The sequence below is a fragment of the Pseudoalteromonas sp. A601 genome (assembly GCF_002165575.1).
Classification (GTDB): domain Bacteria; phylum Pseudomonadota; class Gammaproteobacteria; order Enterobacterales; family Alteromonadaceae; genus Pseudoalteromonas.
The window spans coordinates 45,625-58,787 of record NZ_MXQF01000005.1; the positions used below are offsets into that span (position 1 = coordinate 45,625).

Sequence of the window (13,163 nt, forward strand, 5' to 3'; positions counted from 1 at the left end):
GATAATTCATTAAACAGCAAAAATAAGCACTATCAGCCAAAAAACACTTCAAACCGCCAAAAATGCACCTTAACTACTTCAAGTCAAGCACATCTTGCATATCATAAAGTCCAGCTGGTTTGTTTTTCAACCAGCCTGCAGCTCTTACCGCACCTAATGCAAAGGTCATTCGAGAACTCGCTTTGTGAGTTAATTCAAGCCTTTCGCCAGAAGTTGCGAAATATGCTGTGTGTTCACCAACTATATCGCCACCTCTGAGTACTGAATAGCCGATTTCTTTTTGCGATTTTGCTTGTTCAACCTGGCTACGATCATAAACCGCGACGTCATCATGATCCCACCCTTTTGCCTCTGCGATCGCTTCGCCAATGGCTAATGCAGTCCCTGATGGCGCATCAATTTTATGGCGGTGATGTGCTTCAAATATTTCGATATCAAGATCATCACCAAATTTAGTCGCAGCGGTTTGCACTAAGTTAAGCAGTAAATTAACGCCAACGCTATAATTACGCGCAAAAACGATTGGGATATGCTTAGCGGCTTCATTTAGAGCCTGCATATCATCATCGTTCAAACCAGTGGTGCCAATAACCATTGCGATATTATTTGCTACGGCAGTTTTTAAATGTGCGCGCATACCAGCAGGTAAAGTAAAATCGATTAAAACATCAATATCATTTCCCACTTCGCGCTCATCACTAAAAGTTACAGCAAGTGGCGCTGCACTATTTAATTGATTGACTGCAATATTCAGCAAAGGTGAACTACTACGAACATAGGCAGCTGCTAACTCGGCATTGTTATTTTTGTGTGTGGCTTCGACTAATGCCAACCCCATTCTTCCGTTTGCGCCAAATACGCCAATTCGATTCATATTACTAACCTTTGCAAAATTAAGTGAACTAGATTTTATCTAAAACTCGTGTAATAGTCAGGTAACCCTTTCAAAAAATAATAATAACAGATACTCATAGACTTTAGCCATCTATACATTTAAACTTCTCTTTTGCGCCGATTTGGTCTTTGGCTTGCGGGCGCTGTTGTTCATCTTATCATTTTGATAAGACAACCAACTAAATTCAGCTAAAAAAGGGAAGTTTTGGCTGTAGTATATGTTATCTAACGAGGAATATGATGCAGCCATCATTTAACAAAACTAACGCAAAGCTCTCTTTGCTGCCCCTACTTACCTTTGTAGCCTTATTTTTAGGCGCAGGTCTATATTTACAATCACAAGGGGTCGATTACGCCTTTTATCAGCTTCCAGCTCCTGTTGCGATTTTACCCGCCATTATGTTGGCGTTTATCCTCAATAAAAATACCATCAATCACAGCGTTGAAACCTTTATAAAGGGTGCTGGTCACAACAATATTATTACCATGTGTTTAATTTACCTACTCGCAGGTGCCTTTTCTGCTGTAGCAGGTGCCACTGGTGGTGTTGATGCGGTTGTAAATGCAGGTTTATCACTTATTCCTCCTGCTTTATTACTGCCAGGTTTATTTTTAATTGCCGCAGTAGTATCAACGGCTATGGGTACCTCAATGGGTACTATCGGCGCAATTGGTCCGATAGCTTATGCTGTATCAATTAAAACCGGTATCGATCCTGCCTTAATGGCTGGTACCATTGTATCTGGCGCCATGTTTGGTGATAATTTATCAATCATTTCAGATACGACTATTGCAGCTACACGTACTCAAGGCTGTGAAATGAAAGACAAATTCCGCGAAAACTTAAAAATAGCCCTACCTGCAGCAATCCTCACTATTGGCTTATTATTTTTCTTAACCCCTGCAGCGCAAGCGGTAGAAACCAAAGATTTCGATATTTTATTAGTCCTACCTTATGCCTTTATTTTAGTACTGGCGGTAATGGGCTTTAACGTATTTGTTGTGTTATTTAGCGGAATAATCTTTGCGGCATTGATGGGCTTTACTGGTAGTTATGAAGGCGCCAGTTTTGTAAAAGACATCTATAAAGGCTTTACCGATATGCAAGAAATATTTTTGCTGTCGATGTTTATTGGTGGTTTGTCTGAGTTTATCCGCATTAATGGCGGCCTTGATTATATTGCACAAAAAATTCAAGCCATTACAAAAGTAATCGCTAAATGGCACAGAAAAGTGGCTGACCAGTTAGGCATAGCTGCACTCGTAATGACCAGTAACTTATGCATTGCAAATAATACCGTATCGATAATCGTTGCAGGCCCTATCGCCAAAAAGTTAGCAGATGACGGTGAAATAAGCTCTAAGCGCTCCGCCAGCTTATTAGATATATTTGCCTGTGTAACACAGGGTTCACTCCCATATGGCGCACAAGCGCTATTACTCGGAGCAACCTTTAAAATTAGTCCATGGGAAGTATCCACATCCTCATACTACTGCTTTATCCTAGCATTTACTGCGATTACAGTGATTTGCTTGCGTCGCAATAAAGCTTAATATCTTTTGCAGATACGCTCAAATTTGTGCGTATCTGCTATAATCTCGTTTTTGGATTAATCAACAACCTTTAGATTCGAGATAACACATTGAACAAAACCGTCATCTTTGCTGCCATTTGCTTGGCCAGCGCTTCAAGCCAAGCGGCTAATTGGAGCACCACCGCACTACACCTCAACAATGGTGACTTTAAAAACCCATTTACAGGGCAAGAGTCAAATACCACCATAGCATCACTACAGCACGCTTCGGCTTATGATTATGGCGATAACTTTTTCTTCATTGATTACATTAACGATGCCACTGATGATGGCTACCAAGATAAAGACTTTTATGGTGAATGGTATTCAACGTTTAGCCTGTCGAAAATATCTGGCAACGATATGTCATACGGCGCAATTGCAGATATTGGCCTAACGGCTGGTTTTAATGCAGCTGGCGATTCAAAGGTGCTAAAGTATTTACCCGGTGTAAAAGTAAATTGGCAAGCGCCTGGTTTTAGTTTTTTGTCTACATTAGTTACAGCCTACATTGATGATAATGATGGCGTAGCCCGCGGTGGCGCGCCAATTGAAACAAATAGCTGGATGCTGGATGTTGCTTGGGGTTACCCATTTTCAATAGGCTCACAAAAATTCAATGTAACAGGTCACGTGGAGTACATCGCTGAACGTGAAAATGAATTTGGTGAAGATGTAAAAGCGTGGATCTTAGCTCAGCCCATTATTACTTGGGACTTAGGTCATGCCATGAGTATGAAAAAAAACACCTTACTGCTTGGCTTAGAATGGCAATATTGGCATAACAAACTTGGCACGGATACCACTGAGTCAGTGCCACAGTTCCACGTAGAGTGGACGTTCTAAAACATTAAATAATTTATTAGTCAAAAAAAAGCCTACTTAAAGTAGGCTTTTTTATACAAATTCATAATTAGAACTGTAAGCTTACATTTGCAAAGTATGCATCAAAATCTGAGTCATCCCAGTTATTCGCGTAACCCGCTTTTAAACCTACGTTCTTGTTGAAGAAGTGTTGTGCACCAAAGCTGTAGTCATCATTTTTGTCAAACGTAACAAATGCCGATGTAGCTTTAGAGAAGTAGTAGTTAGATCCTAACTCCCATGAGCTACCAACATTATCAGTATCTGAAATAGTCCCTTCAACAGTTAGGTAGTTACCTTGTTGAAGATCCATGAAGTATTTAGCATTCACTGCACGGTAATCAAACTCATCATCTGATGTTACTGTAAAGCCAACATAATCTGTGCTGTTTAACTGGTGGTTATACGCTAAATCAAATAAAACACGGTTTTCACCGTCTTCAACATCTTCAAATGTTGCTTTTAAAAGCAGATTTGGGTTGAAGAAGTAACCTGCTGAAAGCTGAATTACATCAGTGCTAGATGCATAATCTAGGTTTGAATATTCTGCACCCAGTACAAAGTCTTGTACAAAGTATTCGCCGCCAATTGTCGCTACATCACCAAAGTCATCATCGCTGTATGCACCATACACATTAGATTGCTTATTGATGTAGTCAAATTGATCGTAAGGACCTAGAGTCGCTTTTGGAGAAAAATAATATGTAGAGTCAACGCTTATAGTATCGTTGTTGTCCGTGTCCTTGTACCCTACATGGCTAATTGAATTATAGCTATCCGCAGCAGTCGCGGCGCTAGAAAGAAGAATGCTCGAAATAATAACTGCTAATTTTTTCATTGTAAGATTTCCCTATTTATCTTGTTACATTGCTGTTGTGCCTAGCCCATTGACTAAGGCGGATGCATGCTAACGCGGGTAAACTGAATGAAAACTTAACCAAGCCATTGTTTTTAAATAACTAATTGTAATAAATTGTGGGGAAATGTAAATAAAAAGTTTGCCAGCACATATAAGCACTGGCATCAATACAGGTAAAAAACCGTTATATCAAAGGATTACAAAGCATATTTAGCGATTATTCTATATACTTCATTAATGTTATCGCCAGCTTTGAAATCTTTACTAATCGGCGTTGGATCTGAGCCAACCCATATTTTAAGCTCAGCATCTAAGTCAAAATGTCCTGCACTTTCCTTACTGAACTTCGTTATTTTTGAATAAGCGACACTGACCATTTCCATTTTAGAGCCAGTCATACCTTGTTTATCAATTAAAATTAACCGTTTATTGGTGAAAATAAACATATCGCGTACCACTTTATACGCTTTTTCTACCTGCTCATCGTCAATTAAAGTATTAGCGAGCACTTTTTCTAAATCGTCATCATCTACTTCGCTAGCATTACCCATTAACCCACTTAATAAACCCATTATACTTTCTCCTGTGTAAAAATTTGATTTTCTAAGGTGTGGCCATTCACCAATTGACGGTAACGCCAGCCTTGTTGATGGCAAAAGTTTAGTAACTCAATATCAAACAAGTTATCCGATTTTTGATATTCAATTACATACTCTTTGGCCTGACTCATATACACCCGACTAACGCCATTTAATGATTGTATTGTTTGCTCAACATTAGAATAATTATCAGCAAGGAGTATGGTCATAAAATTCTGCGTTTGTTGGTCAGTGCTATCAGCTTGATGCTCTGTAAGCTTACCTTTATTTAAATGCAATACTTGCCCACAAAGCCGCTCTAACTCTGTGAGATCGTGAGAACTTAAAATAAATGTAGCTTCGTTACTTAAAGTCGCCACTAATTCACGCACTTCTCGCGCATGAATTGGATCAAGCCCTGCTGTGGCTTCATCGAGCATCACAATTTCAGGTTTACCTATCAGCGCTTGGGCAATCGTTACGCGTTTTCGCATCCCGTGAGATAAATCGTCAGAGCGTTGCTTAGCGACCTCCCCTAATCCGACTAAATCGAGCACCCGCAGTGCTTCAATTTGACTTTGCTTATTTGAAAGCCCTTGTAGTTGCCCATAAAATGCTAGCTGATGAGCAATACTAAAACGAGGGTCTAATTGTGCATCTTGCGGGAGCGCACTGAGTTTGCCAAATAATTCGCTGCTGCCAGGTTTATGTCCTAAGACTGTTAGCTGGCCATGCGTCGGTAAAATATACCCACACAGTATGCTAAACAAAGTGGTTTTTCCTGCGCCATTTGGGCCAACCAATGCAACGGGAGCGCCCTTTTTTACTTCAAAGCTAACATCATCTAATGCCAGCTTACTGCCATAACGTTTAGTTAATGATTGTGCTTGTATTAACGTACTCATAGCGAGCTCCTTACAAAAATACGTTGAGCAACAAGGAGTAAAATAGCGCTTTGGAGTAGCGGAATACCTAAACTACTAAACAAGCTTGAATTTTGTCCCGCCATTTGATCAAGTTGTACCCCTGGGAATATATAATCAAGGACGCTTAGCGCAGGTATTTGCCAAGCTAAAATGCCAATAACAATATTGCCTAGGGAAAAAAATAAAATAGCCAGCACCAATGCTAATCTAGCAGAACGAGCGAACGTGTTTAGTAGTGCCATTAACGCGATAAAAGGCATGACGGCCACAATCAAGTAACACAACATAATAAAACTGCGGCTGAGCCCATGCATTAATAAGCTGGCATCTCTAAACACCATAACAGCTAATGTTGCAATCAATGTTACAGCCATTAATGCGGCTAATATCAATACTTGGCCTAAAAATCGTCCCAATAAGATTTCATTTCTAGTCGCACGAAGAGTTAAAAAGCGAAGAGTACCTCGTTGTTTATCACCGACAATTTGGTCGCTGCATATAAACAAACAAAAACAGGGAAAGCTATACAAAGCAATAAGCCAGTACATCGCAAGTTCTGCTTCGGGCCAATCAAGCAATTTACTTAACCCTATTGCGCCAAATACCTGTTTAGCCAGTTCAGCCATTTCTGGCGAGCTAATAATACTAACCGCTTGCCCTATCGGGTAGCGTAAAACTAATAACCAACAAATGGTAAAGGCTGCTACTGCAAGTAGCCCGCGCTTAGTCATAAATAGCCTGACAAGCTCAAACTGTGCGATTTTCAATAATCGCTGTGGGTGTATTTGCGTCACAGGTGTTCCTTTTATTTTCTAGTTATATCTACATTAAGGGCAAACGTATTGAATTACTAGCAAAAAAAAACTCACCAACGGTGAGCTTTGTAACAATAGATGAAATTGTAACAGCCGTTTTTAAAGGTGCTGCTGATATACCTCTAAAGCTTGTGCTAAGTCAGCAATTAAATCATCCACATCTTCAAGGCCTATATGTAAGCGGATCACTGGCCCTTGCTCCCAGCCGGTTGCAGAGCGTAAATTTTTCATCGTTAAATTAGCAGTGACTAAACTTTCAAATCCGCCCCATGAAAATCCCATTTTAAAATGGGTTAAGCTATCTAAAAATGCATCTATAGCTTGCTGATTGCCTTGCTTCATAACAAATGAAAATAAACCATTACTGCCATCAAAGTCACGCTTGAAAAACTCATACCCTGGGCAAGTACTAAACGCTGGGTGGCGAATATGATCAACAAGACTGTGTTGCTCCAACCACGTTGCCACTTCAATCGCCGCTTTTTCATGTTGGTTTAACCGCACGGACATGGTTCTGAGTCCACGAAGTGCTAAATAGGCATCATCTGCTGAAGTGCATTGGCCTAATAGGTAAGATTGCTCACGTAGTCTTGGCCAATATTTTTCATTGGCAACCGCAACGCCCATCATCACATCAGAATGGCCTACAATATACTTTGTTGCAGCTTGAATACTGATATCAACTCCATGTTCCAAAGGACGATAATGTAAACCATTGCCATAGGTGTTATCTAACATGGTCATTACACCTTGTTCATTCGCAACAGCAACCATGGCAGGCACATCTTGGATTTCCATAGTGATTGAACCTGGTGACTCTAAAAACAACACTTTTGTATTATCTTTAATAAGCGACTTTATTCCGGCGCCGATAGTCGCTGGGTAATAAGTTGTTTCCACACCATAACCAGCTAAAATTTTATCGCAAAAATCTCGCGTTGGCTCATAAGCGGTATCAACCATGAGTATATGATCGCCCGCTTTTACAAATGCCAGAAGTGCACTGCTAATTGCTGCTGCACCACATGGGTATAAGGCACAACCTTCCCCCCCTTCAAGCTCAGTGATTGCCTCTTGCAAAGCAAAGTGAGTAGTTGTGCCGCGACGACCATAAAAAAGTGTTTTATCACCACGCTTTTTCGCCGCATTTTTTAATTCATCAACTGAATCGAATACCACAGTAGATGCGCGCTGTACCACGGGGTTTACAACACCATGTGTATAAGCTTTTTTTCTACCACTACTGACTAATTGCGTATTCATATTTTTTTTACTGGTCATTATTAATCCTTGTTTAGTCTTTTTGGTCAAGCCAATAATTTATTAAATAGCGAGATATTGAATCAGTCCGAGGTAACTTTAAGTGCTCCCCCTCTTCGTGCCAATTGCCAAATTTTCTAAGCTCTTCGCGGCTAAACCACTGCGCATCGTCTAATTCGTCTTTATCTACTTGAATTTTTTCTGTCACCGCTTCGGCGATAAAACCAAGCATGATAGAGGAAGGAAACGGCCAAGGCTGTGAAGCTATATAGCGAACATTATCAACCACAATCCCCGCCTCTTCCATCACTTCACGGGCAACAGCTTGCTCAAGCGTTTCACCGGGGTCAACAAACCCCGCTAAAGATGAATACATACCTTGTGCCCAAGCAGCTTGCCGACCAAGTAAACAACGCTCAATACCATCTGAAAACTTACGTGTAACCACCATGATAACGGCAGGATCGGTACGAGGAAAAGTTTGATGTTTACACTTAGGATTAATACATAAACGCGAGTGCCCTGCTTCAACTAATTGATTTTGCGTGCCGCAACGGCCACAAAATTTATGGGTTGCATGCCAATAACATAAGCCTCGTGCCAGTGCTGCCATTGATCCATGTAACATATCCACTTGCGCGCCATAGTGACGAATATCAACAAACTCAGCGCCAGAAGTTAACGCTAATAAGTTGGCCTCATCAAGCTCACTGACGTCCAAAGCAAAGTGGTTAATTTTTTGTTTGTCAAAACCTAAAAACACACTGTTTTCTAAGTTGAGGTGACTGACTTTGTCGTGAGATAAAAAGGTCACGGCAACACTGTTTTTATTAAAGAGCGTATGATTGTTATGAACTAATAACCACCTACTTTGCTGATTTTTTTGTGCTGCCAACCATTGCGTATCTTTTCTTAAGTTTGATCCGCGATCCAATGCCATGTGACTGTAATTTAGCATTGTTACCCCTTTTGCTATTTAGATGGCTAAAACTAACATAACACCGTGTTAAACCCAATTGATTAATCAACTAAAAAACAAGCAAAAAAAAAGCCCCACAGGGCTTTTTTGAACACACAATAAATTAGCTTCTTATTACAAGGCTGCAAGTTGCGCCTGTAACTTTTGATTTTCAGCTTCGATATGCTGATAAAACTCTAAATCTTCTAGTTTACTTGCAGCGGCTTTATCAATCACGATAACAGCATCTTTATGTAATTGCAGTGCCGAAGCTGGACACTTCGCCATTAATGGCCCCTCAATCATTGCCAAAACTGCATCAGCTTTATTTTCACCCGTTGCTAATAGTACGACTTTTTTAGCTTCTAAAATTGTGCCAATACCCATCGTAATAGATAAGTGTGGTTGGTATTCATCAGCGGCAAAAAAACGTGCATTATCGTCGATGGTCGCTTTTGTCAGCGTTTTAACGCGTGTACGCGATGTTAAGCCTGATGATGGTTCGTTAAAGCCTATATGACCATTACGACCAATGCCTAATAACTGCACATCGACTCCACCTGCAGCTTTAATTTTGTCTTCGTATTCATTGCAAGCTGTCACAGGGTTTGTTGCATCACCCGGTGGTACGAATGTATTAGCAGTATTAATATCAACATGATTAAACAATTGTTCATTCATAAAAAAGCGATAACTTTGTGGGTGTTCACCTGTTAAGCCAAGGTATTCATCAAGGTTAAATGTCGTCGCTTGTGAAAAAGATATGTCACCGGCTTTATTTTTAGCTATTAATTGTTGGTATAACGCAACCGGCGTTGAACCGGTTGCTAAACCGAGCACTGATGTTGGCTTTTGTTGTAATTGTTGTGCGAAGATATTTGCGCCATATGCCGCTACGGCCGCCGCATCATTTAAAATGACTATTTGCATATTAGTTTGCTCAGTTATTAATTAGTTGATAAAAAAATGGGATCTAAAACCCAACTCCACGTGCAATCGAGTTGGGTTTTAGATCAAACCTGACTGGGATACATCAGTCTAGGTTAATACCATTATGACAACGCTGTCATTATTACTATTTACAATTAGTTTGTAAAGTAAAAGTGAATAAAAAAACTGTTTTTTATTGCACTAATCAAAGTTCGTCTAAACACTGACGAATATTTTACGTTTATACATCCAGTGCAATACCAGCATTTGTACTAGTAATAAAGCAATCACTGCGATGAGCGGCTGCCATGGCTCGCTGGCAGCCGAAATAAAGCCACCAAATACGCTAATACTGATAAACTCCCAATTGACTAAGCTAGATGCTAAATAAATAATGATCGAGTTAGCACCAATGATCACAAACGGGTAGGCCAACTTTTGCCCATTGAGAATATCGACCAATGCATAAAATACAGCCAATAATATGGCACTCCAGCCAACGGTAACGAGTACAAAAGAGCTGGTCCATAACTCTTTATTTACTGGGAACTGTAAATCCCACAGCCAGCCTAAACAAATACTGATAACACCTGCTACAAATAATATTGCTGTGGTTTTCCACTCACCAACTTTACTCGCTTTAGCAATTAGCTGACCTGCAAATACACCAATCATAGCATTGACAATCGCAGGTAAATTAGACAATACCCCTTCAGGATCAACGGCTCTATTTTGATAACTAATTCCCGGTAAAAAGTATTTATCAAACCATGCATTCCAGCTACCAGCTGCACTTAAGTCACCAGCACTACCACCTGGTACAGGTATAAAGCTCATTAATACCCAATAGCCAAACAGCAAACCAATGGCAGTAAATACTTGGGTACGAATACTTGTATGCCATACCAACATGGCGCAAAAGAACCATGCAATAGCAATGCGCCCTAGCACGCTGGCATAACGTATTTCATCCAGTGCCAGTGGAATGCCAGCCCCCCAACCATGGTTATACATGACACCTAAGGCACTCAATAGCAATAAGCGCTTAATCGCTTTGTGGTAAAACACTTTACGCTCATCCCAGGGCAAGTGATCTATACGCTTAGGTGCCAACCCCATCGCCACACCAGATAAGAATATAAATAACGGAAAAATTAAATCGTAAAATGTAAAACCATGCCATTGACTGTGAACAGTATGCGCCTCAAACGCCTTCCAACCAGTCCAACCTGTTAATACAAATAATGCGGCAAAAATTGATTGGCCACCTAAAATCCAAAACATGTCCATACCACGTAATGCATCCAATGATGCTAAACGTTTCTTGGCCGGTTTTACTGGTGCTTGTGTTGTTGTCATATTTTTCTTCTCTTAAAACAAAAAGCCCCGCGATACAACGGCGGGGTTTTTTCCAGGGAAACGTTAAATTGCTTTACCTGCAATATAAGTGGCTTTGATATATTGGTGCTCATCAAGCACTACAAAGTCTGCGTCAAAGCCATCAAGTAAACGTCCCTTTTTCTTGAGGTTTAAATATTGTGCTGGGTACAGTGACGCCATTCGTAAACTTTCAGCTAGGCTTACATCCAGCGCATTCACTGTATTTCTCACCGCACTGGCCATATCAAGCACACTGCCCGCAAGCTCTCCAGTACTAGAATTAAGTCTGTCGCCTGTTCGGATCACCTTTCGACCATCAAAAAAGTCGAACTCCATATCATCGGTACCGACCGGTGGCATAGCATCTGTTACTAACATAATTTTGCCACGCTGCTTAGTGCGAATTGCCAACTGAGCTGATAATGGATGAACATGATGACCATCCACTATCAAACCACACCAGCTGTTATCATGCCAAAGCGCGGCCCCCACAACACCTGGTTCACGTGAGGTAAATGCAGACATCGCATTATATAAATGGGTAAACCCATCAGCACCTGCATTGAGCGCTGCCATCGTCGTTGCGTAATCCGCATTTGTATGGCCAATTGATACTTTAACGCCACATTCAACTAAGCGCTCGACATCAGCAACACTGACATTTTCCGGCGCTAAAGTGACCATTTTAATACCTAAATCTTGGCGTGCATAAATTGCAAATTCTTGTTCGCTGATAGGGCGGATAAACCGCTCACTATGTGTGCCTTTCTTAGGCAGTGATAAGTGAGGGCCTTCAAAATGAATACCTAAGACTCCCGGTACACCTTCGCTAATTGCTTTTGCTGTGGCGTCGGCCGCTGCTTGCATGATTTCGACTTTATCAGTAATGAGCGTTGGCATTAATGCCGTACTGCCAAATTGAGCGTGTGCTTTGGCTATTCTATTTAAGCATTGTGGCGTTTGTTCAGCATTAAAAAACGCCCCGCCGCCGCCATTAACTTGTACATCAATAAACCCTGGTGCCACTAGGCCTTCAAGTTCTGTAATAGTGCTATCGGTATCACTTTCTAATTGAAAAAGCCCATTCGCTACACTAAATAACGCGTCATCAATAAAGTTTTCGCCAGTGAATAAACACTCAGCACGGTAAAATGTTTTCATTACAAAGCTACCTTTTGATTTTGTTCTAATACTGATTGCTGCGCAAAATAAATAGCGCCCATTTCAGGGGGTTGGATTGGTGCTTCAACCAGTTTTGCAATAGCAGGGTCAAGCCATTTATTAAGCGGCTCAGCAAGCCCGCCTATCATCGTTAGACGTGGTGGGTTGTTCTCTAATAAACGATGTGCTAATTGACTTACGTACGCTGCGCCTTCTTTTACTATCGCTAATGCAATTTCATCGTTTTGATGTGCTGCATCAAATACATATCGAGCAAGTTTAGCATAACTGCTTGAAGGCTGACCGGCCATCTGCTCAGCTATACCCATCGCGTTATCAGTATTAAAGTGTTCTTTAATTATTGCTGTCAGGGCAGTTTTAGGCCCTAAACCATCTAAATCAATTAATGCCGCTTTTATTGCTTCAAGTCCCATCCAGGCACCACTGCCTTTATCACCTAAGGCAAAACCATGACCGCCATAATTCACTGACTGACCTTTAACATATGAAAAACCACACGATCCGGTTCCCGTGATTATAACCGCGCCATCACCGCCATCATGTGCGCCAATGCACGCAGTATGCAGATCTGTGGTTAAAAACATTTGTTTAAATGGATGTTCCCATTCACTTATTTTTTCATATAAGCTGGGTAGGTTTACGCCAGCCAAGCCAAGACCCGCATATATTTGATGAATTCTCTCTAGGGATAAGCCTGCGTCACGCATAGCGAGTTGTGTAGACACCATTATTGACTCTAATGTGCGCTCTAACCCGTGTAGTGGATTCGCGGGGCCGCCAAGACCAGTTCCTAATACCCCATTTTGAACAGAGTATATAGTTGCACGGCACTTTGTTCCGCCACCATCGATACCAATAAACAATTGGTCCTCATTCGCACTCTTAGCCATCATCTAACGACCTCTAACCTTCGTTTTATATTTGTTTCAACCGCACTTTTTTT

Annotated in this window: 13 protein-coding genes; 2 read left to right on the forward strand and 11 right to left on the reverse strand. The window is 41.0% G+C overall.

From position 1 onward, the window contains the following. Positions 1 to 73: 73 nt before the first annotated feature. Positions 74 to 874, reverse strand: a complete 801-nt coding sequence (dapB, locus tag B5G52_RS05240) for a 4-hydroxy-tetrahydrodipicolinate reductase (RefSeq protein ID WP_087531655.1) — start codon at positions 872 to 874, stop codon at positions 74 to 76. 260 nt (positions 875 to 1,134) lie between these two features. Between dapB and B5G52_RS05245 the strand changes: the two genes are divergently transcribed. Then, the gene (locus B5G52_RS05245; protein WP_087531656.1) at positions 1,135 to 2,448 is read left to right on the forward strand and encodes a Na+/H+ antiporter NhaC family protein; all 1,314 of its coding nucleotides are present in this window, start codon (positions 1,135 to 1,137) and stop codon (positions 2,446 to 2,448) included. A gap of 89 nt (positions 2,449 to 2,537) precedes the next feature. After that, positions 2,538 to 3,314, forward strand: a complete 777-nt coding sequence (locus B5G52_RS05250; RefSeq protein WP_087531657.1) for a nucleoside-binding protein — start codon at positions 2,538 to 2,540, stop codon at positions 3,312 to 3,314. A 67-nt stretch (positions 3,315 to 3,381) separates the two neighbouring features. Here B5G52_RS05250 and B5G52_RS05255 read toward each other — a convergent pair whose 3' ends face one another. The 10 genes from B5G52_RS05255 to nagK form a co-directional block, all read right to left on the reverse strand. Next, positions 3,382 to 4,170 (reverse strand): putative porin, encoded by a 789-nt coding sequence (locus B5G52_RS05255; protein ID WP_087531658.1) that lies wholly within the window; start codon positions 4,168 to 4,170, stop codon positions 3,382 to 3,384. 218 nt (positions 4,171 to 4,388) lie between these two features. Next, positions 4,389 to 4,763 carry a PH domain-containing protein gene (locus tag B5G52_RS05260; RefSeq protein WP_087531659.1) on the reverse strand — a complete coding sequence of 125 codons (375 nt, stop codon included), beginning with the start codon at positions 4,761 to 4,763 and terminating at the stop codon, positions 4,389 to 4,391. Further along, complete coding sequence (locus B5G52_RS05265) at positions 4,763 to 5,674, reverse strand: ABC transporter ATP-binding protein (RefSeq protein ID WP_087531660.1); 912 nt, start codon at positions 5,672 to 5,674, stop codon at positions 4,763 to 4,765. The genes B5G52_RS05260 and B5G52_RS05265 overlap by 1 nt, the downstream gene beginning before the upstream one ends. After that, positions 5,671 to 6,489 (reverse strand): ABC transporter permease, encoded by an 819-nt coding sequence (locus B5G52_RS05270; RefSeq protein ID WP_254911144.1) that lies wholly within the window; start codon positions 6,487 to 6,489, stop codon positions 5,671 to 5,673. Before B5G52_RS05270 ends, B5G52_RS05265 begins: the two co-directional genes overlap by 4 nt. A 120-nt stretch (positions 6,490 to 6,609) precedes the next feature. Further along, the gene (locus B5G52_RS05275) at positions 6,610 to 7,791 is read right to left on the reverse strand and encodes a cystathionine beta-lyase (RefSeq protein ID WP_087531661.1); all 1,182 of its coding nucleotides are present in this window, start codon (positions 7,789 to 7,791) and stop codon (positions 6,610 to 6,612) included. A 13-nt stretch (positions 7,792 to 7,804) separates the two neighbouring features. Beyond that, positions 7,805 to 8,728, reverse strand: a complete 924-nt coding sequence (gene nudC / locus B5G52_RS05280; protein WP_087531662.1) for an NAD(+) diphosphatase — start codon at positions 8,726 to 8,728, stop codon at positions 7,805 to 7,807. Positions 8,729 to 8,863: 135 nt separating this feature from the next. Next, positions 8,864 to 9,658: a glucosamine-6-phosphate deaminase gene (nagB, locus tag B5G52_RS05285; RefSeq protein ID WP_087531663.1), complete on the reverse strand. Its 795-nt coding sequence runs from the start codon at positions 9,656 to 9,658 to the stop codon at positions 8,864 to 8,866. Positions 9,659 to 9,874: 216 nt separating this feature from the next. Then, positions 9,875 to 11,017 carry a transmembrane glucosamine N-acetyltransferase NagX gene (gene nagX, locus B5G52_RS05290; RefSeq protein WP_087531664.1) on the reverse strand — a complete coding sequence of 381 codons (1,143 nt, stop codon included), beginning with the start codon at positions 11,015 to 11,017 and terminating at the stop codon, positions 9,875 to 9,877. A gap of 63 nt (positions 11,018 to 11,080) precedes the next feature. Next, positions 11,081 to 12,199 carry an N-acetylglucosamine-6-phosphate deacetylase gene (gene nagA / locus B5G52_RS05295; RefSeq protein ID WP_087531665.1) on the reverse strand — a complete coding sequence of 373 codons (1,119 nt, stop codon included), beginning with the start codon at positions 12,197 to 12,199 and terminating at the stop codon, positions 11,081 to 11,083. Then, positions 12,199 to 13,113: an N-acetylglucosamine kinase gene (gene nagK / locus B5G52_RS05300; RefSeq protein WP_087531666.1), complete on the reverse strand. Its 915-nt coding sequence runs from the start codon at positions 13,111 to 13,113 to the stop codon at positions 12,199 to 12,201. The genes nagA and nagK overlap by 1 nt, the downstream gene beginning before the upstream one ends. Positions 13,114 to 13,163: the final 50 nt, after the last annotated feature.

Bases quoted from the DNA above. Each gene is read 5' to 3' on its own strand.
- dapB (WP_087531655.1), bottom strand. From the start codon at position 874: ATGAATCGAATTGGCGTATTTGGCGCAAACGGAAGAATGGGGTTGGCA.
- B5G52_RS05245 (WP_087531656.1), top strand. From the start codon at position 1,135: ATGCAGCCATCATTTAACAAAACTAACGCAAAGCTCTCTTTGCTGCCC.
- B5G52_RS05255 (WP_087531658.1), bottom strand. From the start codon at position 4,170: ATGAAAAAATTAGCAGTTATTATTTCGAGCATTCTTCTTTCTAGCGCC.
- B5G52_RS05260 (WP_087531659.1), bottom strand. From the start codon at position 4,763: ATGGGTTTATTAAGTGGGTTAATGGGTAATGCTAGCGAAGTAGATGAT.
- B5G52_RS05265 (WP_087531660.1), bottom strand. From the start codon at position 5,674: ATGAGTACGTTAATACAAGCACAATCATTAACTAAACGTTATGGCAGT.
- B5G52_RS05275 (WP_087531661.1), bottom strand. From the start codon at position 7,791: ATGACCAGTAAAAAAAATATGAATACGCAATTAGTCAGTAGTGGTAGA.
- nudC (WP_087531662.1), bottom strand. From the start codon at position 8,728: ATGCTAAATTACAGTCACATGGCATTGGATCGCGGATCAAACTTAAGA.
- nagB (WP_087531663.1), bottom strand. From the start codon at position 9,658: ATGCAAATAGTCATTTTAAATGATGCGGCGGCCGTAGCGGCATATGGC.
- nagX (WP_087531664.1), bottom strand. From the start codon at position 11,017: ATGACAACAACACAAGCACCAGTAAAACCGGCCAAGAAACGTTTAGCA.
- nagA (WP_087531665.1), bottom strand. From the start codon at position 12,199: ATGAAAACATTTTACCGTGCTGAGTGTTTATTCACTGGCGAAAACTTT.
- nagK (WP_087531666.1), bottom strand. From the start codon at position 13,113: ATGATGGCTAAGAGTGCGAATGAGGACCAATTGTTTATTGGTATCGAT.